We start from the raw sequence: 24,482 nt of genomic DNA, 5'->3' as shown, positions 1-24,482 counted from the left end.
TTGCATACGCGGACGATTTTGCAACTGTGATCTCCTGACATGCGGGTTGTCGAACGATCTCAGGATGAGATGGGCCGCTGCTCGACGCGTTAGGATGGCGCGTTGAGGCTCATCGATCGGACGGGAGCACGCATGGCCAGCGACGTCGATCAGTCCGGTGCGGCGCCGGCGTCGGCCGAACACATCGCTGCGGTGCCCATTCCCGAAGTCCTCGCCGAACACGTGTGTTTTCTCCTGGGGACGGTCAGCGCGCGGGCGATCGAGCTGTTCGGTCAGGAGTTGGCGGGAGCGAAGCTATCGGTTCGTGCGGCGGGGATGTTGTTGCTGCTGGACGCGCAAGGTCCGACGAGTCAGCTCATGATCGGGCAACAGATGCGACTGGAACGCAGCACGATGTCGTTGGCCGCCGACGAATTGGAGCGCAACCGGCTGGTCCGACGCAGGAGGTCGCCCGCGGATCGTCGGCACAATGAACTGGAACTCACCGCTCGCGGAAGACGGGCGGTCGAAGAGATCAAGATCGCTACCGACCACACGACGGATTCCCTGCTTGCACGGCTGACCCGCGACGAGCAACGGCAGCTTCTCGCCCTCCTGCAACGCATCTTGTGAGGTCTTGGCACCCGGCCCGCGACCGAGCCGTTAGCGGCTTGTGACTAATGGGACTCTAGTCAACTTCTGAGGCTGATGTTACGGCGCGCCTCCACGCCTCCTCCGCGCATCACCGACAGAATCGCCCCCATGAAGATGTCAGGCCTGCTTACCCGTAACACCGCCCGACCCGGCCTCGTCGGCACCGCCCGGGTGGACCGGAACATCGACCGATTGCTGCGCAGGGTGTGCCCCGGCGACATCGTGGTGCTCGATGTCCTGGATCTGGACCGCATCACGGCGGACGCCTTGGTGGAGGCCGATATCGCCGCGGTCGTCAATGCCTCGCCCTCGGTGTCGGGCCGCTATCCGAACATGGGGCCCGAGGTGCTGGTCAACAACGGGGTCACGCTGATCGACGAGACCGGGCCCGACATCTTCAAGAAGGTCAAGGACGGCGCCAAGATCCGCCTGCACGAGGGCGGCGTGTACTCGGGCGACCGGCGGCTGGTCCGCGGCACCGAGCGCACCGACCACGACATCGCCGACCTGATGCGGGAGGCGAAGAGCGGGCTGTCCGCGCATCTGGAGGCGTTTGCCGGCAACACGATCGAGTTCATCAAGAGCGAGAGCCCGCTGCTGATCGACGGCATCGGTATTCCCGACATCGACGTCGACCTGCGCCGCCGGCACGTGGTGATCGTCGCCGACGAGCCCAGCGCCGAGGAAGACCTGAAGTCCCTCAAGCCGTTCATCAAGGAGTATCAGCCGGTGCTCTTCGGCGTGGGTAGTGGCGCGGATGTGTTGCGCAAGGCCGGTTATCGGCCCCAGGTGATCGTCGGCGACCCCGACCAGATCAGCGCCGACGCCCTCAAGTGCGGCGCGCAGGTGGTGCTGCCCGCCGACGCCGACGGCCACGCGCCCGGCCTGGAGCGCATCCAGGATCTCGGCGTGGGGGCGATGACCTTTCCGGCGGCGGGTTCGGCGATCGACCTGGCCCTGCTGCTGGCCGACCACCACGGCGCAGCGCTGCTGGTGACCGCCGGCCACACGGCCAACATCGAGACGTTCTTCGACCGCACCCGCGCGCACAGCAACCCCTCGACGTTCCTGACCCGGCTTCGGGTGGGGGAGAAGGTGGTGGACGCCAAGGCCGTGGCCACCCTGTACCGCAATCACATCTCGGCGGGCGCCATCGCGCTGCTGGCGCTGACGATGCTGATCGCCGTCATCGTCGCCCTGTGGGTGTCCCGCACCGACGGCGTGGTGTTGCACTGGGTGACCGACTACTGGAACCACTTCTCCCTCTGGGTTGCCCATCTGGTGAGCTAGGGGGAGGCAATGATCTCGCTCCGCCAACACGCGTTATCGCTGGCTGCCGTCTTCCTGGCGCTGGCCGTGGGAGTCGTGCTCGGTTCCGGCTTCCTGTCCGACACCCTGCTGTCCAGCCTGCGTGACGAGAAGCGGGATCTACACACCCAGATCGACGGGCTCAACGACCAGAAGAACGTACTGAACGAAAAGCTCAGCGCGGCAAACAACTTCGATATCCAGCTGGGCGGGCGGATGGTGCACGACGCGCTCGCCGGCAAGTCGGTCGTGGTGTTCCGCACCCCGGACGCCAAAGACGACGACGTCGCCTCGGTGTCGAAGATCATCGGGCAGGCCGGCGGCGCGGTGACCGGAACCGTGTCGTTGACAAGTGAGTTCGTCGAGGCCAATTCCGCGGAGAAACTGCAGACCGTGGTGAACTCGTCGATCTTGCCGGCCGGTCAGCAGTTGAGCACCAAGCTCGTCGACCAGGGCTCGCAGGCCGGTGACCTGATGGGCATCGCGTTGCTGACCAACCCCAACCCCGCGGTCCCGCCCGTCGACGAGGGCCAGCGGGACACCGTGCTGGCGGCCCTGCGCGAAACGGGTTTCATCACCTATCAGCCCGCCGATCACCTGGGCGCGGCGAACGCCGCGCTGATCGTCACCGGCGGCGCGCTGCCGCAGGATGCCGGCAACCGGGGTGTCAGCGTCGCCCGGTTCGCCGCCGCGGTGGCGCCGCACGGCTCGGGGATCCTGCTGGCCGGCCGGGACGGCTCGGCGACCGGGGGCGCCGCGGTCGCCGTGACGCGGGCCGACGCCGCGATGAACTCGGCGGTCAGCACCGTTGACGACGTCGACACCGCGCCCGGCCGGATCACCGCCGTGCTGGGCCTGCACGACCTGCTTGGCGGCGGTCACCCGGGCCAGTACGGCACCGGTCACGGCGCGACATCGATCACCGTGCCCCAGTAGCGGGCGTGTTCGCCGCGACACATCGGTCGCGGATGTTAGGGTGGGTTTCCGTGGGTCGGCAGGCCCTACTAGTTATTCGCTAGCAAAATTCGACGCCCTGCCCGTCTTCACGGAGGTCGCCTGTGCGAAAGCATCCGCAATCCGCCACCAAGCACCTCTTCGTCAGCGGGGGCGTGGCCTCCTCGTTGGGTAAGGGTCTTACCGCCAGCAGCCTCGGTCAGTTACTGACCGCCCGCGGGTTGTACGTGACGATGCAAAAGCTCGACCCGTATCTCAACGTGGACCCCGGCACGATGAACCCGTTCCAGCACGGCGAGGTGTTCGTCACCGAGGACGGAGCCGAGACCGATCTCGACGTCGGCCACTACGAGCGGTTCCTGGATCGCGACCTGTCCGGCTCGGCGAATGTCACGACGGGGCAAGTGTATTCGACCGTCATCGCCAAGGAACGGCGCGGCGAGTACCTGGGCGACACCGTCCAGGTGATTCCGCACATCACCGACGAGATCAAGGGCCGCATTCTTGCGATGGCCCAGCCGGACGCCGAGGGCAACCGCCCGGACGTCGTGATCACCGAAATCGGCGGCACCGTCGGCGATATCGAGTCGCAGCCGTTCCTGGAGGCGGCGCGCCAGGTCCGTCACGACCTGGGCCGGGAGAACGTCTTCTTCCTGCACGTGTCGCTGGTGCCCTACCTGGCGCCGTCGGGCGAACTCAAGACCAAGCCCACCCAGCACTCGGTGGCGGCGCTGCGCAGCATCGGTATCACCCCGGATGCGCTGATCCTGCGCTGCGACCGAGACGTCCCCGAAGCGCTGAAGAACAAGATCGCGTTGATGTGTGACGTCGACATCGACGGCGTCATCTCCACGCCCGACGCGCCGTCGATCTATGACATCCCCAAGCGGCTGCACCGCGAGGAGCTCGACGCGTTCGTGGTGCGCCGGCTCAACCTGCCGTTCCGCGACGTCGACTGGACCGAGTGGGACGACCTGTTGCGCCGCGTGCACGAGCCGCACGAGACCGTGCGAATCGCGTTGGTGGGCAAGTATGTCGAGCTCTCCGACGCCTACCTGTCGGTCACCGAGGCGCTGCGCGCCGGCGGTTTCAAGCACCACGCCAAGGTGGAGATGCGATGGGTGGCCTCGGACGGGTGCGAGACCGCGGCGGGCGCCGCGGCGGCGCTGGGTGACGTGCACGGCATCCTGATCCCGGGCGGCTTCGGCATCCGGGGGATCGAGGGCAAGATCGGCGCCATCCGGTACGCCCGCTCGCGCGGGCTGCCCGTGCTGGGCCTGTGCCTCGGGCTGCAGTGCATCGTGATCGAGGCCGCGCGTTCCGCGGGGCTGGCCGGGGCCAACTCGGCCGAATTCGACCCCGACACACCGGATCCCGTCATCTCGACGATGGCCGACCAGGTCGACGCGGTGACCGGTCAGGCCGATCTTGGTGGAACGATGCGGCTGGGCGCGTATCCCGCTGTGCTGCAACCGGATTCGATCGTGGCCGAGGCCTACGGCACCACGCAGGTGTCGGAGCGGCACCGGCACCGCTACGAGGTCAACAACGCCTACCGGGACAAGATTGCCGAGAGCGGTCTGCGGTTCTCCGGGACCTCGCCCGACGGGCATCTGGTGGAGTTCGTCGAATATCCGCGCGAGGTGCACCCGTTCGTCGTCGGTACCCAGGCCCACCCGGAGCTCAAGAGCCGGCCCACCCGGCCGCACCCGTTGTTCGTCGCGTTCGTCGGGGCGGCGCTGGACTACCAGTCGGGTGAGCTGCTGCCGGTGGAGATCCCCGAGCATGCCTCCAACGGCAACCAGCAGCGGGACAGCGTCGGCCAGTCGCTACCTGAACCCGCCACCCGTGGCTGAGCACGAATTCGAGACGGCGTCATCCGAAACGCTGTACACGGGCAAGATTTTCGCGCTGCGCCGGGACCAGGTCCGGATGCCGGGCGACCAGGTCGTCACCCGGGAGATCGTCGAGCACTTCGGCGCGGTGGCCGTGGTTGCCTTGGACGACGACGACAACATCCCGATGGTCTATCAGTACCGCCACGCGTTCGGCCGACGGCTGTGGGAACTTCCGGCCGGGCTGCTCGACGTGGGCGGCGAGCCGCCGCACCTGACTGCGGCCCGGGAACTTCACGAAGAAGCGGGGCTCAAGGCTGACACCTGGCGGGTGCTCGTCGACCTCAATTCCACTCCCGGCTTCAGCGACGAATCCGTGCGCGTCTATCTGGCCACCGGGCTCACCGAGTTGGAGCGGCCCGAGGCGCACGACGAAGAAGCCGACATGACGCTGCAGTGGTATCCGATCGAGGAGGCCACCGATATGGTGCTTCGCGGCGAAATCGTCAATGCCATTGCGGTGGCGGGCATCCTGGCCGCCCAGGTCGTCAAGACGGAGTCCATGCCGACGCGTGCGGTTTCAAGCCCCTGGCCCGACAAGCCGACGGCGTTCGCCGCGCGAAAGGCCGCGCGATGACGACCGCGGCCCTGGACACCCAGCTGCAGGGCTACCTCGACCACCTCACGATCGAGCGGGGCGTGGCGGCCAACACCCTCAGTTCCTATCGCCGCGATCTGCGCCGCTACACGAAACATTTGTCGGACCGCGGGATTCACGACCTGGCCAAGGTGGGCGAGGACGACGTGAGCGAGTTCCTGGTGGCGTTGCGCCGCGGCGACCCCGACGCGGGGACCGCGGCGCTGTCCGCTGTGTCGGCGGCGCGGGCCCTGATCGCGGTGCGGGGCCTGCACCGGTTCGCCGCTGCCGAGGGGCTCGCCGAGCTCGACGTGGCGCGCGCGGTCCGCCCGCCGACCCCGGGCCGTCGGCTTCCCAAGAGCCTGACCATCGACCAGGTGCTGGCGCTGCTGGAGGCCGCCGGCGGCGACAGCGCGTCCGACGGCCCGCTCACGCTGCGCAACCGGGCGCTGCTGGAACTTCTGTACTCCACCGGGGCGCGGATCTCCGAGGCCGTCGGCCTCGACGTCGACGACATCGACACCCGGGCCCGGTCCGTGCTGCTGCGTGGCAAGGGCGGCAAGCAGCGGCTGGTGCCGATCGGGCGGCCCGCGGTGCAGGCCCTGGACGCCTATCTGGTGCGCGGCCGCCCCGACCTGGCCCGCCGCGGCCGGGGGACACCGGCCATCTTCCTCAACGTGCGCGGCGGGCGGCTGTCGCGGCAGAGCGCCTGGCAGGTGCTGCAGGACGCCGCCGAGCGCGCCGGCATCACATCGGGCGTCTCGCCGCACATGCTGCGCCATTCGTTCGCGACGCACCTGCTCGAAGGCGGCGCCGACGTGCGGGTGGTCCAGGAACTGCTGGGGCATGCCTCGGTCACGACGACGCAGATCTACACGATGGTCACCGTGCACGCGCTGCGCGAGGTGTGGGCTGGCGCGCACCCGCGCGCGCAGTGATCTGCGCCCAACGTCAGCCCAAAAACTCGGATTCCAGGACCAGATCTGACACCAGCGACTGGTACTCCAGGTGCGCCTTGTGTTCGACGGTGTTCCACTGCTTGCCCTGCTGCTGGCGCATGTACTCGCGGTACTTCGGCGCGCCCGGCACTCGGACGTTGTCGGCGACCACGATCGCGCCCGGACGCAGCCAACCGCGCGCCATGATGCTGCGCAGGTCGTCGAGGTAGGCATCCTTGTCGTGGTCCAGGAACGCGAAGTCCAGACCGCGGGGGGCGAAGCCGTGCTCATTGGCGAGCGTGTCGAGGGTGCGGCCGCCGTCGCCGATGGTGCCGACGACACACGTCACCCGGCCGGCGACGCCGGCGTGCGCCCAGATGCGCCGGGCGTTGGCCGCGTTGGCCTCGGCGAGTTCGACGGAGTACACGCGCGCGTTCGGGGCGGCCCGCGCGATGCGCAACGCGCCGTATCCGACGTAGGTGCCCAACTCCAGCGCCACCGCCGGGTCGGCGCGGCGGACGGCCGCGTCGAGGAGCCGGCCCTTCTCGTCGCCGACGTTGATCAGCATCGACTTCTCGTAGGCGAACTTATCGATGGCGGCCAGCACGTCGTCGATGTCGCCGGCCTTGGCGTTGCGCAGGACGTAGTCCACCGCGGCGGCCTCGCGGCCGTCGCCGATCTGACCCGTCGTGGTGATGTTGCGCGCCCCGGTCGCCATCCGCCAGACCGACCATCGCAGTAGGGGAATCCGTCGCTTGAGGTCCATGGCGCCACAGTAATCCGGCCGGCCGACCGGCAGCCGGGTGCCGAGATTGCGACCGGGGTCGTCGCGCACCGGGATCGCAACCCGCACGGCAATCTGGACGCGGCCCGGGACGCGATATCGCCCGCGATATCAAATTTGAAACCCGCCCCCCACCTCCCCGCTGATGCTGGTGTGACTGCTGTTAACGATGAGCGCCATTAGGCGCGCTACCAGCGCAAATCCCACGAAATTGGCTGCTAAATTGCCTGCGGGTCGCCCGGCTTCGGCGCGTGAACCCGTTAGACTTTCGGTCGATGTTCACCTCCCGAACACCCCCGCCATGACTGAGCAGCCGGACAGCGGCGTCGAGCTCGGTCTGACCGGGCGGCCGCCGCGGGCGATCCCGGAACCGCAGCCGCGCACCTCGCACGGCCCGGCGAAGGTCGTCGCGATGTGCAACCAGAAGGGCGGCGTCGGGAAGACCACCTCGACCATCAACCTCGGCGCCGCGCTCGCCGAATACGGGCGGCGCGTGCTGCTGGTGGACATGGACCCCCAGGGCGCGCTGTCCGCGGGTCTGGGCGTCCCGCACTACGAGCTGGAGAAGACGATTCACAATGTGCTCGTCGAGCCGCGGGTGTCGATCGACGACGTGCTGCTGCAGACCCGGGTCAGGCACATGGACCTGGTGCCGAGCAATATCGACCTGTCGGCGGCCGAGATCCAGCTGGTCAACGAGGTCGGCCGGGAGCAGACCCTGGGGCGGGCGCTGCACCCGGTGCTGGACCGCTACGACTACGTGCTGATCGACTGCCAGCCCTCGCTGGGCTTGCTCACCGTCAACGGGTTGGCGTGCGCGGACGGCGTGGTCATTCCCACCGAATGCGAGTTCTTCTCGCTGCGCGGGCTGGCGCTGCTGACCGACACCGTCGACAAGGTGCGCGACCGGCTGAACCCGAAGCTGGAGATCAGCGGGATCCTGCTCACCCGGTACGATCCGCGCACCGTCAACTCGCGCGAGGTCATGGCGCGGGTAGTGGAGCGCTTCGGCGACCTGGTCTTCGACACGGTCATCACCCGCACCGTCCGATTCCCGGAGACCAGCGTGGCCGGTGAGCCGATCACTACGTGGGCGCCGCGGTCCACGGGCGCCGTCGCCTACCGCGCCCTGGCCCGCGAGTTCATTGACCGATTCGGCGCGTGACGGCCAGCGCGAACGGTGAGGCGCCACCCAAGAACGGCTTTCAAGTACGCCTGACCAATTTCGAGGGGCCGTTCGATCTGCTGCTGCAGCTCATCTTCGCCCACCGCCTCGACGTCACCGAGGTGGCGCTGCACCAGGTGACCGACGACTTCATCGCCTACACCCGCGAGATCGGCTCCCAGCTGGACCTCGAGGAGACCACGGCGTTCCTGGTGGTCGCCGCGACCCTGCTCGACCTCAAGGCCGCCCGCCTGCTGCCGGCCGGGCAGGTCGACGACGAGGAGGATCTGGCGCTGCTGGAGGTGCGCGACCTGCTGTTCGCCCGGCTGCTGCAGTACCGCGCGTTCAAGCACGTCGCCGAGATGTTCGCCGAGCTGGAGGCCACCGCGCTGCGCAGCTACCCGCGCGCCGTGTCGCTGGAGGACCGGTTCACCGAACTGCTGCCCGAGGTGATGCTCGGCGTCGACGCCGAACGCTTCGCCCAGATCGCCGCGATCGCGTTCAGCCCGCGGCCCGTGCCGACGGTGTCGATCGGGCACCTGCACGAGGTCCAGGTGTCGGTGCCCGAGCAGGCCAAGAGGCTGCTGGCTTTCCTGCAGGCGCGCGGCACCGGCCAGTGGGCGACGTTCTCCGAGCTGGTCGCCGACTGCGAGGCGCCGATCGAGGTCGTCGGGCGCTTCCTGGCGCTGCTCGAGTTGTACCGGAGCCGGGCGGTAGCATTCGACCAGTCGGAGCCGCTGGGCGTGCTCCAGATTTCATGGACCGGGGAACGTCCGGCCAGCGAAGCCTTGGTAGAAGTGCGGGACGAATGATGAGCGAATCTGAGCCCGACGTCGACTTGGACGTCGGCATCCCGGACATCGCCGAGGCCGCGCCGATGGAGCCCGAGGAGCTCGGGTCGGTGCTGGAGGCGCTACTGCTTGTGGTCGACACCCCGGTCACCGCCGAGGCGCTCGGCGCGGCCACCCAGCAACCCGTCTACCGGGTCGCCGCCCGGCTGCAGCAGATGGCCGACGAGCTCACCGAACGCGACAGCGGCATCGACCTGCGCCAGACCAGCGAGGGCTGGCGGATGTACACCCGCGCCCGGTACGCGCCGTACGTGGAGAAGCTGCTGCTGGACGGCGCCCGCTCCAAGCTGACCCGGGCCGCGCTGGAGACCCTGGCGGTGGTGGCCTACCGCCAGCCGGTGACCCGGGCGCGGGTCAGCGCGGTCCGCGGTGTCAACGTGGACGCGGTCATGCGGACGCTGCTGGCGCGCGGCCTGATCACCGAGGCCGGGGTCGACGACGACACCGGCGCGGTCACGTTCGCCACCACCGACCTGTTCCTGGAGCGGTTGGGCCTGACGTCGCTCGCCGACCTGCCCGACATCGCACCGCTGCTGCCCGACGTCGACACGATCGAGGACCTGAGCGAATCCCTGGACAGCGAGCCGCGTTTCATCAAACTCGCCGGCGGTCAGGCGCCCGACCAGGCGCTGACGTTCGACGTGGACCAGGATTGATGGTCGAGACCGAAGGGATCCGCCTGCAGAAGGTGTTGTCCCAGGCCGGAATTGCGTCGCGGCGGGCCGCCGAGAAGATGATCATCGACGGCCGTGTCGAGGTCGACGGGCAGGTGGTCACCGAGCTTGGCACCCGGGTCGACCCCGACGCCTCGGTGATCAAGGTCGACGGCGCCCGGGTGGTCCTTGACGAGTCGCTGGTCTATCTGGCGCTGAACAAGCCGCGCGGCATGCACTCCACCATGTCCGACGACCGCGGCCGGCCGTGCATCGGCGACCTGGTGGAACGCCGGGTGCGCGGCAACAAGAACCTCTTTCACGTCGGCCGGCTGGACGCCGACACCGAGGGTTTGATCCTGCTGACCAACGACGGCGAGCTGGCCCACCGGTTGATGCATCCCTCGCACGAGGTGCCCAAGACATACCTGGCGACCGTGACGGGGACCGTGCCGCGCGGGCTGGGCAAGAGGCTCAAGGCGGGAATCGAACTGGAGGACGGCCCCGCGCGCGTCGACGATTTCGCGGTGGTGGACGCCATTCCGGGCAAGACGCTGGTGCGGGTGGTGCTGCACGAGGGGCGCAATCGCATCGTGCGCCGGCTGCTGGGTGCCGCCGGCTTCCCGGTGGAGGCGCTGGTGCGCACCGACATCGGTCCGTTGTCGTTGGGCAAGCAACGGCCCGGCAGCATCCGGGCCTTGAGTCATGGGGAGATCGGGCAGCTCTACCGGGCGGTCGGGCTGTGAGCTCAGATGTGGTGGTGGCCATCGACGGGCCCGCCGGCACCGGAAAGTCCTCGGTGTCAAAGCAATTGGCGCAGGCCATGCGGGCGCGTTACCTGGACACCGGTGGGATGTACCGGATGGTGACCCTCGCGGTGCTGCGCGCCGATATCGATCCCGCCGACGCCGAGGCGGTCGGGCGCATCGCGGAGACCGTGCAGATGTCGGTGGATTACCAGCCCGACGGCGATCGGTTTTTCCTTGCGGGAGAGGACGTTTCGGCCGAGATCCGCGGTGACCGGGTCACCGGTGCGGTGTCGGCGGTGTCGTCGGTTCCCGCCGTTCGGACGCGGCTGGTGGCCCTGCAGCGGGAAATGGCCGACGGCCCGGGCAGCGTCGTGGTCGAAGGCCGCGACATCGGGACCGTCGTCCTGCCCGACGCGCCGGTGAAGATTTTCCTGACCGCATCGGCCGAAACCCGCGCGCGGCGGCGCAACGACCAGAACGTCGCGGCCGGATTGGCCGACGACTATGACGCGGTGCTCGCCGACGTGCGCCGCCGCGACCATCTGGATTCCACCCGCGCGGTGTCGCCGTTGCGGGCCGCCCCGGACGCCGTGGTCGTCGACACCAGCGAGATGACCGAGGCGCAGGTGATCGACCACCTGCTGGAGCTGGTCAACCAAGGGAGCGGGGCGGTGCGATGACGCAGGACGGCACCTGGACCGACGAAAGCGATTGGGAGTCGGTCGAATCCGAGCTCGAGGAGCAGGCCGAAGCCGGTCCCGCACCCGTCGTGGCGGTGGTCGGACGGCCCAACGTCGGCAAGTCGACCCTGGTGAACCGGATCCTGGGCCGGCGCGAGGCGGTGGTGCAGGATGTCCCGGGGGTCACGCGCGACCGGGTTTCCTACGACGCGCTGTGGATCGGCCGCCGGTTCGTCGTGCAGGACACCGGGGGTTGGGAGCCCGACGCCAAGGGCCTGCAGCAGTTGGTGGCCGAACAGGCGTCGGTGGCGATGCGCACGGCGGACGCGGTGATCCTGGTGGTCGACGCCACCGTCGGCGCCACCGCGGCCGACGAGGCGGCCGCCCGGATCCTATTGCGCTCCGGCAAGCCAGTCTTCCTGGCGGCCAACAAGGTTGACAGCGAAAAGGGTGAAGCGGACGCGGCGGCGCTGTGGTCGCTGGGCCTCGGCGAGCCGCACCCGATCAGCGCGATGCACGGCCGCGGCGTCGCCGACCTGCTCGACGACGTGCTGGCCGCGCTGCCGGAGGTGTCCGAGGCGGCGCCGCGGGCGGGCGGCCCGCGCCGGGTGGCGCTGGTCGGGAAGCCGAATGTGGGCAAGAGCTCGCTGCTGAACAAGCTGGCCGGCGATCAGCGCTCGGTGGTGCACGACGTCGCCGGGACCACGGTCGACCCGGTGGACTCGCTGATCGAATTGGGCGGCAAGGTCTGGCGATTCGTCGATACCGCGGGGCTGCGGCGCAAGGTCGGCCAGGCCAGCGGGCACGAGTTCTATGCCTCGGTGCGCACCCACTCGGCCATCGACTCGGCCGAGGTGGTGGTCGTGCTCATCGACGCCTCGGAGCCGCTGACCGAACAGGATCAGCGGGTGCTGTCCATGGTGATCGAGGCCGGTCGGGCGTTGGTGCTGGCCTTCAACAAGTGGGACCTGGTGGACGAGGACCGGCGCGAGCTGCTGGAGCGTGAGATCGACCGCGAGCTGGTGCAGTTGCGGTGGGCGCAGCGGGTCAACATCTCCGCCAGGACGGGCCGCGCGGTGCAGAAGCTGGTGCCGGCGATGGAGACGGCCTTGGCGTCGTGGGACGCGCGCATCCCGACGGGTCCGCTGAATGCGTGGCTCAAGGAGGTGGTGGCGGCGACGCCGCCGCCGGTGCGCGGGGGCAAGCAGCCGCGCATCCTGTTCGCCACCCAGGCCACCGCCCGTCCACCGACGTTCGTGTTGTTCACCACCGGTTTCCTGGAGGCCGGGTACCGGCGCTTCCTGGAGCGGCGGCTGCGCGAGACGTTCGGGTTCGAGGGTTCGCCGATCCGGATCAACGTGCGGGTGCGCGAGAAGCGGGGAACCAAGCGGCGCTGAGTGCCTTCGGGGTCCTCTCCGGAATCATTCGGCGATTCTCGAAATTGATAGCGCCCGCGATATCACTCTTCAGCCGGATCCTCAGCGCGCTGCGTTGGCTCGCGCGGGGGTCGCGGCTGGTATTGGCTGGGGGAGGCGGTCGCGCCGGCGTGGGCACACTGGCCGCGGCCCTGTTGGCCTGGGTCAAGAGGGCGGACGCGGCGTTTGGGAAGGTCGATTAGGATCATGGCGGGTGGGCTACGGTAGGCTTTCGACCTGCTGCCGGTGATCTCGGCGGCACCGGGCTGTGGCGCAGTTTGGTAGCGCACTTGACTGGGGGTCAAGTGGTCGCAGGTTCAAATCCTGTCAGCCCGACAAGAAAAACCAGTCTTGAGCTGGTCTTTTCTTTCTTGGCCCCATCGAACACACGGACCGCACGCGTGTGCGACGAAATCAGGCCTCGGCGGTCAACGACCGAGCAGCGAAGCTACAGGCAGCGAGCTCGCATGAAACGGGATCTGAGCTGTCTTCATTCTCTACAAGCGAGACGGCCCAACCGTTTTGTGAAAAGTCACAACTAAGCGGTGAGGGCGGGTTAGCCCACAGTGGTGCGCCGGGAGGCACGGATTCCCAGCAGGTAGGCAAACCAGCACAATGCACCAAGGACCGGTAGGCACCATACGACCGCCAACCACACCGCTGACCGCATCGGATGCCGTTTGGCGATCGTCGCGGTGGCGGATCCGGCCAGGAGCAGCCACACCATCACGCCCGGAATGCCGAGCACGAACACCGCCAACCCCGAGTCGAGGCCGTCACACCCCAGTGCCGAGGAGTATCGAGCGCACTCGCTGAGCCCAGACTCCAGGGGAAACGGCGCTGACACGACCATGCACACCATCGTCGCACTCGACGCCGACACCGCGGGCAGAGAAGCCAATCACGACCCCCGCGGTCGCCGCACTCATCGTCGGAATCTTTGCACTGACAAAGCCATCGTCAGGGTCATCGACGGCGGCGCCGGCCACGACGACTTCTGCGCCGGACCGCTGATACCACCCGCCGCGCCGGACCCCACGCGCCGCAACGACATTGGGCCTGCACTGGCCGGCCATCCCCGATCCCACCAGATAAGCGAGCAACTCCACACTGATTCCATCGAGACAAGAAATGTTGCCTCAATTCTCAGCAGCGAGACCGTCGAGCGCAGTGCGGGTATTGCACAGTTTCAGCGTCAGCGATCCGAGCGCACCGTCAGACGAGTTCGGCGCAAGAGTGACTCGAAGTCGTCCCTCGCCCCGAATCTAAAGGGACGCAGCGTTATCCGGGCAGGCTGATGGTTCGGCACGGCCCGCCAGGCACGCACGCAATTCCTCCGCCCGGGCCCGCTTTAGCCCACGGGCCACCGGGGATACCGGCCGCAACCTGGCCATTGGAGCCCGCCTGGGCCCCCGGGCCGCCGGGAATCTCGGCGCCGGCTCCCTGCGGGCCGGCCGACGGCGTACAGGGTGTGCCGTCGGGGTTGTAGCAACCAGGAGCCGGCGGAGCTGGCGGCGGTGGTGCCGGATCGGCGAAAACGGAGGGTGCAACTGCGATTCCTGCGGCAGCGACACCGGCGAACAGAACTGGTGTGAGCTTCGAAAGATTCGCGTTCATACCAGCTCGTCTACCACTGGAGGCAGAATGGTTAAACGAGCTTACTATGTCTCGTGCGTCACAGGATCTGACCGCTCGCGGATGTCTAGATCCGAGACAGAGCTACCTCGCGATTGACAGTCGACTTCGCCGCCCACGGAACCTCTGTGTCGCTTGGGAGGTGAGGTGAAGCTCGCCATCTTCAATCGCCATTGAAGGATGCGCCGAGAAAGCGCTCTACCAGTGCGTGCTGGGCAGCGCTGTCTTTGACGGGCCAGCACAATAGAGCTAGGAAGACCCGGATGAGCCATTGCGCCGCGAGAGGGTCTTGGTTGTCCTCTCCGAGCATCTCGGCGGCAAAGCCGGCGGTCACGGGCGAGGTGGTCACCCAATCAATGTCAGGCGCTATCTGGAAGGATGACATCGACTCGACCACGGGATCTGACTGGATGCGTTGTAGCGCCGAAAGCGTTGCTTTGACAACGCGATCCGAACCCCTAAGTCCGTCGATGGCATCACGTACAGAATGCAGGATCCGGGTGGCCTGAATCTTTACGACGGCATCGCGAATGGCTGCCTTGCCGCCAGCGCGCCGATAAATAGTCGCGGGCGAGCAATGGATCCTCGCGGCCAGCGCTTCGATACTGAAAGCGTCATAACCGACCTCGGCGATGAGGTCGGCGGCAGCGGCGTAGATCTTATCCGCGGCGGCGCTATTCCTGTCTGCCCCGACCAGCCAGTCAATCTTCGGCATGGGTCAATGCTGCCTGCAAATGCGACCAGATGGAACGCTTCTCTCACAGTGAGATGGCGCCGGAGGCAATTATCACCGAAAGTGCCTGTTCGAAGATCGATGCTGAGGAGAGCGGCTCGCTCCGGCTCGCGACTCGATTATCAACTTCGCCGCACGTCATTGACCTCACTGGCGATCTTCATCAGCCTGATCGCATGGTTGCCGCGCAGAAACGGAAGTGGACCGAGTCGGACATACCCGACCAGACTGGGCGACTGGCCATTGTCACCGGCGCGAATACCGGGCTCGGCTACGACACGGCACGCGCGCTCGCCGAACATGGCGCCTCGGTAGTTCTCGCAGTACGCGATGTCGACAAGGGAGAGGTCGCCCGCAAGCGCATTCTCGAAGCGGCGCCGGATGCCGACGTGAGCGTCCAAGCGCTAGATCTGAGCTCGTTGCAGTCGGTGCGCTCCGCTGCCCAGGCCCTAAAGAACGAGCACCCCCGCATTGACCTGCTCATCAACAATGCCGCGGTGGCGTTTCCGCCCAAGACGACGACACCTGACGGGTTCGAATTGCAGTTCGCCACAAACCACCTCGGCCACTTTGCGCTCACGGGACTGCTGCTCGAGAATATGCTCGGCGTCGACGGCGCTCGAGTGGTGGTCGTCGCGAGTTTGGACCACAAGCTCGGCGGTGCCATCCATTTCGACGATCTCCAGTGGGAGCGCCGGTACAGCAGTGCGCTGGCCTACGCTCAGTCGAAGCTGGCGAACCTGATGTTCTGCTACGCATTTCATCGTCGGCTGCTCAAGTCGGGCGCGCCGCTGATGACGGTGACTGCCCACCCCGGCTATACGAAGTCCGACCTCTTCCGCAACATGGGAAAACCGGTCCAGGCGATGATGAAGTTCTCGGACCGTTTCATAGGGCAAGATCCGGCGAAGGGCGCACTGCCACAGCTGTACGCCGCGACGATGCCCGATGTGCAGGGTGGCCAGTACTGGGGACCGGACGGATTCCTGGAGATGGCGGGCTACCCGACGCTCGTCCGTTCCAGCAAGAAGTCCTACGACCAACGGGTGCAGGAACGTTTGTGGACTGTCTCCGAGGAGTTGACTGGTGTCACGTATCCGGTCTGACCGCTACCACTCCGACTTGAGGAGTATCGCGCGGGTGCTTCCCCGGTCTCCGTTCAACAAAGTGACGCTGCCGGTGATGCGCAGCCTGACCCGATTCGCCCCGTCCGCGCGCGAGGGTGTCGAGGTCCTCGCCATCACACCAAGCGCAGGGGTCAGGCTCTACCGGCCCGAGGGTGAGTGCCCGCACGGGAACGCACTGCTGTGGATCCACGGCGGCGGATACGTCATCGGAACGGCCGCGCAGGACGACAAGCTGTGCCGACGATTCGTTGGCCGTCTGGGCGTTCCGGTCGCGTCAGTCGACTACCGGCTTGCTCCAAAAGATCCTTACCCAGCCGCGCTGGAAGACTGCTACTCCACGCTGACGTGGTTGACGCGGCTGCCCGGCGTGGATCCGGACCGGGTCGCGATCGGCGGCGCCAGTGCGGGTGGCGGTCTGGCAGCTGCGCTGGCACTGCTGGCGCGCGATCGCGGCGAAGTGACACCGCTGTTCCAGCTCCTGGTCTATCCCATGGTCGACGATCGCCCGTCGAGTCGCCCGGGCCTCGAGAGTCCGCACTACCGGATGTGGAGCGAAAAGAGCGATCGGCTGGGGTGGCAGGCGTACCTCAAGGGTGCCGATCGCCAGTCTGCTGTGCCGTCGCGGCGCGACGATCTGTCCAACCTTGCTCCTGCGTGGATGGGCGTGGGAACGGTCGATCCGCTCTACGGCCAGGACGTGGAGTACGCGCAGAGGCTGTGCGACGCCGGTGTGAGTTGTGAACTCGACGTCGTCGAAGGAGCTTTCCACGGATTCGACATCATCGCTTCCAAAACCGCAGTGGCGCAGAGCTTCTTCGATCGGCAATGCGCCGCACTCGAAAAGGCGTTTGCTGCTTGACTATTCGACAGACCCGGCGAGCACATCGTTGCGCCGCGGGACAGCTGTCGCCCCGATTCACTTGCTAGTTGCCGCTTTTAACGTTAACGGCAAGACTGTGGGTCCGCGTAGTGAGCTGTTGGTCGACCACGTCGGGGGAGCGGTCGGAGTGATCTGCGCGACCCGGTCGATGAGTTCCCGCAGCACGGCGTGTGCCTCGAGCCGGGCCAACGGCGCGCCGAGACACATGTGGGCGCCGTAGCCGAACGCGACGTGCATTCGCGGATTGCGGTCGACTCGGTAGGTGTCCGGGTCGTCGAAAACGAGGGGATCGCGATTGGCGGCGCCAAAGGACAACAGGACGCGTGAACCCTCCGGAATCGTCACCGACCCGACCCGGTAGTCCGCCCGGGTGTAGCGGTAGAGGTTTTGGATGGGGGTGGTGTAGCGAAGCTGTTCTTCGATGGCCATCGGAATCAACTCGGGTTCGGCCCGGAGTCTGTCGAACAGCGCCGGATCGTTGGCCAAGGTATCGAGCATGCCGCCGAGAAGATTTGTGGTGGTCTCGTTTCCGGCAATGAGCAACAGGATCGCGATGAGAAACAACTGATCGTCGGTCAACGACCCCTCGGTGCTGTGGTCGATCAAGCGGCCCAGCACGGTGTCGGAGTCCTTGAGGTGTCCCGCGGCGAGCTGCTGCAAGAAATAGCGCCGCAGCGCGACAGCGCCGCTCAATGATTTCGCAGCCTTCAGCACTCCCTTCGGTGTGGGAGTGAAGTCGATCATCTGAACACTGCGTTCCGACCAACGACGAAAATCAGCGACGTCCCCGTCGGGGACGCCGAGTATGGCGGCGATGACCCGCAGCGGCATGGGAATCGTCAGCAGCTGCACCGCGTCGCCGCCGGGATTGGCGATCATCGTGTCGACGAGTTCGACGGCAAGCTTGTCGACGATGCCGTGCCAGCTGTCCAGGGCGCGCTTGGTGAACGCCGGCTGGACCTGTTTGCGTAACCTGCTGTGCTGCTCACCGTCGGTGACGACGACCAGATCAGCGGCTATCCGGATTCGGGTCACACCCTGGCTGCTGGTGACCTGGTCGGTGTCGCGCAGTGCGGCCCGCACGTCCTCGAGACGATGCAGGATCCAGGTAGCGCGGCGGGGGTTGTAATGCACCCGTCCACCGTTGTGCAGCGCGCGATAGGCATCATGAGGCTGCGCGGCAGTAGCCGGGTCGAGCGGGTCGTAATCGGTATTGACGGCGCCGGTCCAACCTCGAACGCCCCGCCTGCGGGTGCGAACGGCCCCGGCGACATTCAGCCGCACGGCGCCGGCCAGCGGATCGAGCAGCGCCGCCACATTTCGCGCCCTAGCAGCGATACTCACTGACAAGCAACCAATGTGCTTGCACCGTAGGGCGACTGACGGTGCGCCGCTCGTTGTCGAGTCATCGGCCACCAAGCCGAGAACGGGTCTCCACCGTCTCAGGTTCTCGGGGTGTCGCGGCGAAATCAATACGCGGCGGAAAAGATGCGAACGTAGCCTTGCGCCGAGCGGCCACGATTTTCGCAGTGAGGCCCGCTGACCAGTGCTTATCGATGCGATTGACAGTGCACCTTTTCTCATCGCGACAATGCCGTGCGAGCGCTTTCGGCCGCATACCCGTGGCAGTCATCGCGAGTAGCGGGACAGGTGATGGGGTCGCGGGCGGCGACCGCACCCGATTGTTGCTTCTCAAGCAAGACTGCTTTGCCTTTCGCGCGACTTTCTGCCCTGCGTTATCGGTTAGCGTGAAAGCGACAACGGCCCCGCCCCGGCGCGAAATTTCGCGAGGGCTTGGGTATTGGGTTGGCCACCGTCCCACGCAAACCTTCGGCCCGCGGAGGAAAGACTTCAGATGACATACCACGTGATTGTTCAGTTCGTCGTGCCCGCAGACAGGCATGACCACTTCATCGAGCAGGCTCAACGTGATGCCGAACAGTCACTCCGGAATGAACCGGACACGCTTGCGTTCTCGGTTCTCCGCGACGAGCACGACCCGGAGCGCTTTTTCCTCGATGAGGTGTATGAGGACAAAGCGGCATTCGAATACCACACCAAACAGGCGGCGTTTAATAACTTCATCGAGGCGGTGCGGTCCTACGCTGACGGCCCTACTTTCCTGGTGCAAGGTTTTTCCCTGGCGCCCAGCACGATAACCAGATGAGTGGTGTCGACGGTGGGCCGAAAAGTCAGGCGCCGTAACGTCGTTCACCCTCTGAGTCGCCGCCGCAGCGCGGCGGCTCTACACCCCAAAGGAAACCACATTCGCATGTCAACCGAAATCGCGTCGCGCCGGTCGTTTCTCATCGCTTCGGGAGCCATCGCCGGGGGATCAGCACTCATTTCCAGTTGCGCCGGCGGCTACGGCGACAGTCGTGCCGACGCCAACGCGCAATATCTCAGCGCCGCGGAGGCTGGGCCGCAAGGAACGGCGCCATATGCCCGGACTCACCGTCTGTCGGGGGGCGCCTACATGCTGGTGCTCCGTGACGGAGACGAACTGTTCACCGCGCTCAACGATTTCGCTAACGCCTATCACATCACCGCGGCTAACTTCAGCGCCATCGGGGCGCTTCGAGATGTCCGAGTCGGTTGGTATGACCTACACCGGAAGAAGTACAAAGTGATCACCGTCGACGGTCAGGTGGAGGCGGCGTCCATCATCGGCGATATCGGCACCTTCGGCGGCAAGTCCGTGGTGCACACCCACCTGGTGGTGGCCAGGCAGGATGCGAGCACGTCAGCCGGACACCTGCTGCATGCCGTAACTTCGCCCACCATCGAAGTGTTCATCCATACTTATCCAGAGACGCTGGGCAAGAAAACTGACGACGCTACCGGGCTCACTCTGTTCGACTGACCTTCCCCTCGAGCATGCCGTCGGCGCATTAGCTATCAGGCACCGACCCGATCCGAGGTCCCAGCCCGCCGGCCAAGTGGGCGATGAGTTCGCGTACACGGCGCGGCAAACGGGCGTCGGCGGAGTACACGGCGTAGACGTCGGCGCTTGGTGTCGGGATGTGCGGCAGCACCTGAACCAATACGCCCTCCTGCAGCAGCGGACCGACGTGCCAGCTTGAGCGCATGATCAGGCCGCGGCCTTCGATGCACCACTGCGTCGTCACCTCGCCGTCATTGCAGGCGAGGTTTCCGCTCACCTTGACCGCGGTCTGGTCATTGTCGGTTCCGAAACGCCACAACGCGAAGTCGCCTTCGTCCTGACGCAGCACGATGCAGTTGTGCTGCTGGAGGTCTTTCAAGTGGTGCGGAGTTCCGTGTCGGGCAAGGTAATTGGGGCTCGCGCAGACCACGCGGCGATTCAAACCCAGTCGTCTGATGGCCAAGAGCGAGTCGTGCACCCTTCCCACGTGAACACCAAGATCGAAGGTCGTCTCGGGGATATTAAGGGGCAGCGGAGAAAGTTCAAGCTCGAGCTGGACGCGCGGATGCTGTTCGAGGAACTCGGCGACCAGCGGTCCGATGTGGTGGCGGCCCAGGCCCAGACTGGCGTGCACGCGAATCCGACCAGCAAGCTCGCCGCGTTGGGCGATGGAGTCCTCCAACTCGATGAGCCCGTTGGTGATCGTTGCCGCACCGGCGGCATAGCGTTCCCCCTCTGGGGTGAGCGTCAGACGGCGCGTGGTCCGTTCGATCAGGCGCACGTTGAGGCGACGCTCGATACCCGCCAGCCGCTTGCTGACCGACGAAACGGACAAACCCAACTCTCGGGCGGCCTGAGTTAAGCTCGCCGATTTCGCCAGTACGTCGAAGAACAGGACGTCGTCGGCAGATGAAGTCATGCGAGTGAGCCCGAGCTTACTGGTTGTTGCGGGCCATGAATGCCTTCGCGTCGCCGTCCGCGGGATCGACGAACACGATGTCAGCAGGATGGCGCCGGGGGACGTCAACCGATAGCACTACGAAGAGATGGTTGGTGATCCTCGGAAAGCCGTGGACCTGGCGACGTGCGAATCGCAAGAACGTGCCAGGTCCCGCGTTGCTTTCCTCGCCGGCAAGGTGGAAGACGCCCTCTCCGCTTATGACATATAAGAACTCGTCGCAGTCGTTGTGGTAGTGCAGCGGCAGGGTGCGATAGATCCTGAAGATCCGGCTACTGGCTTCGGGAAAGTCGCTGAAGTAGACGTCGGTCAACATTGAGTCTGATGTCTCAGGAAGTTGGCGGAGCTCGTGGAAAACGTCGAAAATTTGTCGCTTGTTGTCTGTCTGCGGAACATACTCAGCACTCATAGTCGGGAGGCTACCAAGGAGGCCAAAGCTGCCGCTCAGCCGTTTTCGATGGAGCTAGTCGAACGGCAAGCGTCGCGAGACGCGAGATGATCTGGGGCGCAGGGTTTATCGCTAGATCGCGTCGGTGGGCATCGTGAGTGGCCGCAGGAGCCGCTCGGCGAAGGTACCGGGCGGATCCCCGGGGCGTGGGCGAAATTCCACTCGCGGTGATTGTCCGTTTGCGGCGCGGGCTCATCAGCAGCCGGCCAACTGACGTCCAAGTCGATGAACCTCAGTGATCGGCACGCGGATGCACCAGCCGCGCGTTGGCGGCAAGCCCCTTCCGAGGTCTCGTCCGCGCTCTCAACCCCGACGATAAGTAGCGGTAACCGATGATGAGCCAAATGCACAGTCGGCCAGTGGATTTCGTAGACCCGTGATGCCTCGTTGCGCAACGGTGCCGTCTCCACTACCGATCCAAGAAGCGAAACGTTGCGGCGAGAAAGGTACGCCCGCACACAATCTGAAGTTCGAACGGTCGGAGATCAGAAACACTGGTGGTTAGGTAACCGTGCTCACCGATGCCGGCGTTGAAACTGGGCGGTGGCGGGGGAGCGTGGCCGGCGGCCATGTCTAGAAACGAGACACTGAGAACAGACGACACCCGTGGCGAAGGCGGAGGTCGGCAGAAAATGTCAAATAGTCGGAAGGGCTCCGCCGTCCACGACGAACTGGCCCCCCGTCAAGTAACTGGCCGCCGGCGAGACCAGGAAGGCGATCAGCTCGGCCGCCTCTTCGGCGGTCCCGGCGCGACCCAAGGGGATTGCAAGGCCATCGACCATCTCGTCCAGCACTGTGTCGACATCGGTGTCCCTTTGTTCGGCGACACCGACGAGGCGGCGGTCGAGGGCGGCGGTACGAATGAGACCCGGCACCACGGTGTTCACCCGGATGCCGCGAGGACCCACCTCGTTGGCTAAACCCTTGCTATAGGCCGTCAGCGCGGCTTTCGCCGAAGAGTAGGCCAATGACGCAGGCCGAGGCATTCGTGCTGCACCGGAAGTGACGTGCACTATCGCACCGCCTGATTGCATCTGGGGCAGCAGCGCTCTGTCCAGTCGGACGGAAGACATCAAGTTGGTGTCGAGGTCGCGCTTCCAGTCCGCGTCCGACAAGGCGGCCGTACCTGCCGGCGCCTGCGTTTGGCTCCCCGCATTCGAGACGATCACGTCAACCCCGCCCAGCAGTTCGAGCGTGCGTTTGGCGAGACTGCGCACCCCGTCAGCGGTGGATATGTCGGCCGGTACGAACTCACCGGCCGGGATGACCGACGGTTCCGTGCGAGCTGCCACGACGACTCGGGCTCCCACGGCGTCGAGGCGACGTGCCACAGCAGCTCCGATGCCCTGCGTCCCACCTGTGATGAGCACTCGACGCCGCGAAAGGTCCAACGACTGAATCGAAATCACCCGTTCGACCGTAGTCCGACATCTGTTTCGCCAGTGCCACCGGACATCGGCCCTATCGTCGGCAGGGACTTAACGTGTGGTGTATCCGCCGTTGGCGAAGATGGTTTGCCCGGTGATCCAGTGTCCGTCACTAGCGAGGAACACCGCCAGCGGGGCGATATCTTCGATCTTGGTCAGCCGGTTGCCCATGGCCTGGCTGGCGTGGAACTCAGCCCGCTCGGGGGTCTCTTCCGGGTAGAAGAACGGCGTATCCATCGGTCCGGGTGCAATGTTGTTGACATTGATCAGACGCGGCGCGAACTCCTTGGAAGCGGCCCGCACGAAATGTTCGACCGGCGACTTCGCGCCGGCGTAGGTCGAGTAGCCGTCGGTGTAGGCGGCCAGCAGCGAGGTCACGATGGTGGTCAAGCTGCCCCCCTCGTTGAGACGTCGGCCGGCCTCTTGGATGAAGAAGTACGCGGCCTTCGCGTTGATGTCGAACATCGAGTCGTATTCGGCCTCGGTGGTGTCCAGGATCGGTTTGCGCAGTACCTTGCCGACGGTATTGATCGCAATGTCCACCCCGCCGAACGCGTCGACGGCAGCGTCGAACAGAGCCTTGATGTTTGCAGGAACGGTGAGGTCGCCTTGCACTTTGATGGCCTGCGCGCCGGCGGCGACCACTTCCGCAACCGTACGGTCTGCATCGGCTTCGGTGGCCGCGCTGTTGTAATGCACCGCAACGTTGACGCCGTTGTGCGCCAGTGTCCTGCTGATGAGGCCACCGAGGTTCTTAGCACCGGCGGCGACTACTGCTGACTTACTTTTGAGTGTCGTCATGCAACCGACCGTAGAAGCGGTACGCACAAATGAGAAACAGCAAATACCGGTTATGCCACAAGTAGGATTTGTGGATGCTCCGTGATCTCCGCCGTGTCGAGCAGTTCGTTGGCGTCGCCGAGGCCGGCAGCTTCACCAATGCCGCAGCGCAGCTGCACCTGAGCCAACAAGCCCTGAGTAGTGCGATCAGCCAACTCGAAAAGGATTTGGGCGTGGCGCTGTTCGTCCGAGCTGGACGCCGCATCAGTCTCACGGCTCCAGGTCAGGCCCTGCTCGTTGAGTCGCGCCCGCTACTGGCAGCCGCTCGAACTGTCGAGGCGCATGTGCGCGGTGCCGCTGCTCACCAACATCCCTGGGTGGTCGGCCACAGTCCCGCACTGAGTGGAGCTGAGGTCTACCAGCTGATCGAACCGGCCATTAACGCCCACCCTGACCTGTCTTTCACGTTTCGCCAGCTCTACCCGGAAGCACTGCTGGCCGGTGTGCTCGACGGTTCGGTCCACCTCGGCCTGCGGCGAGGGATCGCACCAGCCGGCGAACTATCCGGCGCGGTCATTGGCTACCACCGCGTGCGCGCCGCCGTTCCCCGCACCCACCACCTGGCCAGCGCTGACAGCATCGACATCACCGACCTGGCCGGCGAACAGCTGGCCCTATGGGCACCACCGGGCTCCTCCTACTTCAGCGACTTCCTCATGAGCGCCTGCCGCCGCGCAGGGTTTGAACCCGACTATGTCGTCAGCAGAGTCCAGGGTGCCGCGATGGTGGCTGCACCGCTAACCACCGGCGCCATCGCCTTGGTCACCGCCGACCCTGGCACCGCCATGGGGGGTCGCGTCCACATCATCGACTTCGAGCCAGCGCTGATGGTGCCCGTACAAGCCCTATGGCAAAAACACACCATGTCAGCCGTGCGCGACACACTTCTCACATCGGCAAGCACGTACACCACAGTGGGGACACCACTCATTCGAGACAAGAAATGAC

General features: G+C 65.9%; 25 protein-coding genes and 1 tRNA gene. 18 read left to right on the top strand and 8 right to left on the bottom strand.

The genetic code is table 11. The annotated features are described in order from the left end of the window. The first annotated feature begins 102 nt into the window (after positions 1-102). From ACEL92_RS14845 to xerD, 6 genes are all read left to right on the top strand, one after another. Complete coding sequence (locus ACEL92_RS14845; protein ID WP_374021502.1) at positions 103-612, top strand: MarR family winged helix-turn-helix transcriptional regulator; 510 nt, start codon at positions 103-105, stop codon at positions 610-612. A 129-nt stretch (positions 613-741) separates the two neighbouring features. Continuing rightward, entirely contained in the window at positions 742-1,923 is a 1,182-nt protein-coding gene (gene steA / locus ACEL92_RS14840) for a putative cytokinetic ring protein SteA (protein ID WP_374021501.1), read from the top strand. A gap of 9 nt (positions 1,924-1,932) precedes the next feature. Then, positions 1,933-2,877, top strand: a complete 945-nt coding sequence (locus tag ACEL92_RS14835) for a copper transporter (RefSeq protein WP_374021500.1) — start codon at positions 1,933-1,935, stop codon at positions 2,875-2,877. Positions 2,878-2,999: 122 nt separating this feature from the next. Continuing rightward, positions 3,000-4,751, top strand: coding sequence for a CTP synthase (locus ACEL92_RS14830; RefSeq protein WP_374021499.1), 1,752 nt, complete (start codon positions 3,000-3,002; stop codon positions 4,749-4,751). Next, positions 4,744-5,367 (top strand): NUDIX domain-containing protein, encoded by a 624-nt coding sequence (locus tag ACEL92_RS14825; RefSeq protein WP_374021498.1) that lies wholly within the window; start codon positions 4,744-4,746, stop codon positions 5,365-5,367. Before ACEL92_RS14830 ends, ACEL92_RS14825 begins: the two co-directional genes overlap by 8 nt. Beyond that, on the top strand, positions 5,364-6,305 hold the full coding sequence (xerD, locus tag ACEL92_RS14820) for a site-specific tyrosine recombinase XerD (protein ID WP_374021497.1): 942 nt from the start codon (positions 5,364-5,366) through the stop codon (positions 6,303-6,305). The genes ACEL92_RS14825 and xerD overlap by 4 nt, the downstream gene beginning before the upstream one ends. Positions 6,306-6,318: 13 nt before the next feature. Here the strand turns inward: xerD and ACEL92_RS14815 are convergent, their stop codons facing one another. Beyond that, positions 6,319-7,071 (bottom strand): O-methyltransferase, encoded by a 753-nt coding sequence (locus ACEL92_RS14815; protein WP_374026225.1) that lies wholly within the window; start codon positions 7,069-7,071, stop codon positions 6,319-6,321. 319 nt (positions 7,072-7,390) lie between these two features. Between ACEL92_RS14815 and ACEL92_RS14810 the strand changes: the two genes are divergently transcribed. The 7 genes from ACEL92_RS14810 to ACEL92_RS14780 all read left to right on the top strand — a co-directional run bounded on the left by ACEL92_RS14810 (position 7,391) and on the right by ACEL92_RS14780 (position 12,938). After that, the gene (locus ACEL92_RS14810; RefSeq protein ID WP_374021496.1) at positions 7,391-8,254 is read left to right on the top strand and encodes a ParA family protein; all 864 of its coding nucleotides are present in this window, start codon (positions 7,391-7,393) and stop codon (positions 8,252-8,254) included. Beyond that, positions 8,251-9,066: a segregation/condensation protein A gene (locus ACEL92_RS14805; protein WP_374021495.1), complete on the top strand. Its 816-nt coding sequence runs from the start codon at positions 8,251-8,253 to the stop codon at positions 9,064-9,066. The genes ACEL92_RS14810 and ACEL92_RS14805 overlap by 4 nt, the downstream gene beginning before the upstream one ends. Further along, on the top strand, positions 9,066-9,761 hold the full coding sequence (scpB, locus tag ACEL92_RS14800) for an SMC-Scp complex subunit ScpB (protein WP_374021494.1): 696 nt from the start codon (positions 9,066-9,068) through the stop codon (positions 9,759-9,761). The genes ACEL92_RS14805 and scpB overlap by 1 nt, the downstream gene beginning before the upstream one ends. Next, positions 9,761-10,504: a pseudouridine synthase gene (locus ACEL92_RS14795; protein WP_374021493.1), complete on the top strand. Its 744-nt coding sequence runs from the start codon at positions 9,761-9,763 to the stop codon at positions 10,502-10,504. Before scpB ends, ACEL92_RS14795 begins: the two co-directional genes overlap by 1 nt. Beyond that, positions 10,501-11,187, top strand: a complete 687-nt coding sequence (cmk, locus tag ACEL92_RS14790; protein ID WP_374021492.1) for a (d)CMP kinase — start codon at positions 10,501-10,503, stop codon at positions 11,185-11,187. Before ACEL92_RS14795 ends, cmk begins: the two co-directional genes overlap by 4 nt. Beyond that, entirely contained in the window at positions 11,184-12,584 is a 1,401-nt protein-coding gene (gene der, locus ACEL92_RS14785) for a ribosome biogenesis GTPase Der (RefSeq protein ID WP_374021491.1), read from the top strand. Before cmk ends, der begins: the two co-directional genes overlap by 4 nt. A 280-nt stretch (positions 12,585-12,864) precedes the next feature. Continuing rightward, positions 12,865-12,938 (top strand) — tRNA-Pro (locus ACEL92_RS14780). 220 nt (positions 12,939-13,158) lie between these two features. Here ACEL92_RS14780 and ACEL92_RS14775 read toward each other — a convergent pair. Together ACEL92_RS14775 and ACEL92_RS14770 are read right to left on the bottom strand one after the other, a co-directional pair. Further along, a complete protein-coding gene (locus tag ACEL92_RS14775; protein WP_374021490.1) occupies positions 13,159-13,455 on the bottom strand; it encodes a PLDc N-terminal domain-containing protein in 297 nt (98 codons plus the stop codon). A gap of 945 nt (positions 13,456-14,400) precedes the next feature. Next, on the bottom strand, positions 14,401-14,952 hold the full coding sequence (locus ACEL92_RS14770) for a TetR/AcrR family transcriptional regulator (RefSeq protein WP_374021489.1): 552 nt from the start codon (positions 14,950-14,952) through the stop codon (positions 14,401-14,403). 194 nt (positions 14,953-15,146) lie between these two features. Here ACEL92_RS14770 and ACEL92_RS14765 point away from each other — a divergent pair, with 194 nt between their 5' ends. Next, positions 15,147-16,076 carry an SDR family NAD(P)-dependent oxidoreductase gene (locus ACEL92_RS14765; protein ID WP_374026224.1) on the top strand — a complete coding sequence of 310 codons (930 nt, stop codon included), beginning with the start codon at positions 15,147-15,149 and terminating at the stop codon, positions 16,074-16,076. Beyond that, entirely contained in the window at positions 16,066-16,956 is an 891-nt protein-coding gene (locus tag ACEL92_RS14760) for an alpha/beta hydrolase (RefSeq protein ID WP_374026223.1), read from the top strand. The genes ACEL92_RS14765 and ACEL92_RS14760 overlap by 11 nt, the downstream gene beginning before the upstream one ends. A gap of 57 nt (positions 16,957-17,013) precedes the next feature. On the opposite strand, the gene ACEL92_RS14755 is transcribed toward ACEL92_RS14760, so the two are convergent. Further along, positions 17,014-18,315 (bottom strand): cytochrome P450, encoded by a 1,302-nt coding sequence (locus tag ACEL92_RS14755; RefSeq protein WP_374026222.1) that lies wholly within the window; start codon positions 18,313-18,315, stop codon positions 17,014-17,016. Between the two features lie 517 nt (positions 18,316-18,832). Here ACEL92_RS14755 and ACEL92_RS14750 point away from each other — a divergent pair. Then, positions 18,833-19,144, top strand: coding sequence for a putative quinol monooxygenase (locus ACEL92_RS14750; RefSeq protein WP_374021488.1), 312 nt, complete (start codon positions 18,833-18,835; stop codon positions 19,142-19,144). Between the two features lie 105 nt (positions 19,145-19,249). Next, complete coding sequence (locus ACEL92_RS14745; RefSeq protein ID WP_374021487.1) at positions 19,250-19,840, top strand: PPC domain-containing DNA-binding protein; 591 nt, start codon at positions 19,250-19,252, stop codon at positions 19,838-19,840. Between the two features lie 28 nt (positions 19,841-19,868). On the opposite strand, the gene ACEL92_RS14740 is transcribed toward ACEL92_RS14745, so the two are convergent. The 4 genes from ACEL92_RS14740 to ACEL92_RS14725 all read right to left on the bottom strand — a co-directional run bounded on the left by ACEL92_RS14740 (position 19,869) and on the right by ACEL92_RS14725 (position 23,495). After that, entirely contained in the window at positions 19,869-20,780 is a 912-nt protein-coding gene (locus ACEL92_RS14740; protein WP_374021486.1) for a LysR family transcriptional regulator, read from the bottom strand. A 16-nt stretch (positions 20,781-20,796) separates the two neighbouring features. After that, positions 20,797-21,228 carry a cupin domain-containing protein gene (locus tag ACEL92_RS14735; protein WP_374021485.1) on the bottom strand — a complete coding sequence of 144 codons (432 nt, stop codon included), beginning with the start codon at positions 21,226-21,228 and terminating at the stop codon, positions 20,797-20,799. Between the two features lie 674 nt (positions 21,229-21,902). Continuing rightward, the gene (locus ACEL92_RS14730) at positions 21,903-22,676 is read right to left on the bottom strand and encodes an oxidoreductase (protein WP_374021484.1); all 774 of its coding nucleotides are present in this window, start codon (positions 22,674-22,676) and stop codon (positions 21,903-21,905) included. A 69-nt stretch (positions 22,677-22,745) separates the two neighbouring features. Next, positions 22,746-23,495: an SDR family oxidoreductase gene (locus tag ACEL92_RS14725; protein ID WP_374021483.1), complete on the bottom strand. Its 750-nt coding sequence runs from the start codon at positions 23,493-23,495 to the stop codon at positions 22,746-22,748. A 74-nt stretch (positions 23,496-23,569) separates the two neighbouring features. Between ACEL92_RS14725 and ACEL92_RS14720 the strand changes: the two genes are divergently transcribed. Beyond that, positions 23,570-24,481 (top strand): LysR family transcriptional regulator, encoded by a 912-nt coding sequence (locus tag ACEL92_RS14720; protein WP_374021482.1) that lies wholly within the window; start codon positions 23,570-23,572, stop codon positions 24,479-24,481. Position 24,482 lies beyond the last annotated feature (1 nt).

Source organism: Mycobacterium hainanense, from assembly GCF_041890355.1.
Classification (GTDB): Bacteria; Actinomycetota; Actinomycetes; order Mycobacteriales; family Mycobacteriaceae; genus Mycobacterium; species Mycobacterium hainanense.
Note: the sequence above shows the minus strand (reverse complement) of the source record. Positions and strands in the feature narration are given on the sequence as shown.

What these genes read in the sequence shown, in the direction of transcription:
- steA (WP_374021501.1), top strand. Translation starts at nt 742, where the DNA reads ATGAAGATGTCAGGCCTGCTTACCCGTAACACCGCCCGACCCGGCCTC.
- ACEL92_RS14835 (WP_374021500.1), top strand. Translation starts at nt 1,933, where the DNA reads ATGATCTCGCTCCGCCAACACGCGTTATCGCTGGCTGCCGTCTTCCTG.
- xerD (WP_374021497.1), top strand. Translation starts at nt 5,364, where the DNA reads ATGACGACCGCGGCCCTGGACACCCAGCTGCAGGGCTACCTCGACCAC.
- ACEL92_RS14815 (WP_374026225.1), bottom strand. Translation starts at nt 7,071, where the DNA reads ATGGACCTCAAGCGACGGATTCCCCTACTGCGATGGTCGGTCTGGCGG.
- ACEL92_RS14810 (WP_374021496.1), top strand. Translation starts at nt 7,391, where the DNA reads ATGACTGAGCAGCCGGACAGCGGCGTCGAGCTCGGTCTGACCGGGCGG.
- scpB (WP_374021494.1), top strand. Translation starts at nt 9,066, where the DNA reads ATGAGCGAATCTGAGCCCGACGTCGACTTGGACGTCGGCATCCCGGAC.
- ACEL92_RS14795 (WP_374021493.1), top strand. Translation starts at nt 9,761, where the DNA reads ATGGTCGAGACCGAAGGGATCCGCCTGCAGAAGGTGTTGTCCCAGGCC.
- der (WP_374021491.1), top strand. Translation starts at nt 11,184, where the DNA reads ATGACGCAGGACGGCACCTGGACCGACGAAAGCGATTGGGAGTCGGTC.
- ACEL92_RS14775 (WP_374021490.1), bottom strand. Translation starts at nt 13,455, where the DNA reads ATGGTCGTGTCAGCGCCGTTTCCCCTGGAGTCTGGGCTCAGCGAGTGC.
- ACEL92_RS14770 (WP_374021489.1), bottom strand. Translation starts at nt 14,952, where the DNA reads ATGCCGAAGATTGACTGGCTGGTCGGGGCAGACAGGAATAGCGCCGCC.
- ACEL92_RS14765 (WP_374026224.1), top strand. Translation starts at nt 15,147, where the DNA reads ATGGTTGCCGCGCAGAAACGGAAGTGGACCGAGTCGGACATACCCGAC.
- ACEL92_RS14750 (WP_374021488.1), top strand. Translation starts at nt 18,833, where the DNA reads ATGACATACCACGTGATTGTTCAGTTCGTCGTGCCCGCAGACAGGCAT.
- ACEL92_RS14745 (WP_374021487.1), top strand. Translation starts at nt 19,250, where the DNA reads ATGTCAACCGAAATCGCGTCGCGCCGGTCGTTTCTCATCGCTTCGGGA.
- ACEL92_RS14740 (WP_374021486.1), bottom strand. Translation starts at nt 20,780, where the DNA reads ATGACTTCATCTGCCGACGACGTCCTGTTCTTCGACGTACTGGCGAAA.
- ACEL92_RS14735 (WP_374021485.1), bottom strand. Translation starts at nt 21,228, where the DNA reads ATGAGTGCTGAGTATGTTCCGCAGACAGACAACAAGCGACAAATTTTC.
- ACEL92_RS14725 (WP_374021483.1), bottom strand. Translation starts at nt 23,495, where the DNA reads ATGACGACACTCAAAAGTAAGTCAGCAGTAGTCGCCGCCGGTGCTAAG.
- ACEL92_RS14720 (WP_374021482.1), top strand. Translation starts at nt 23,570, where the DNA reads ATGCTCCGTGATCTCCGCCGTGTCGAGCAGTTCGTTGGCGTCGCCGAG.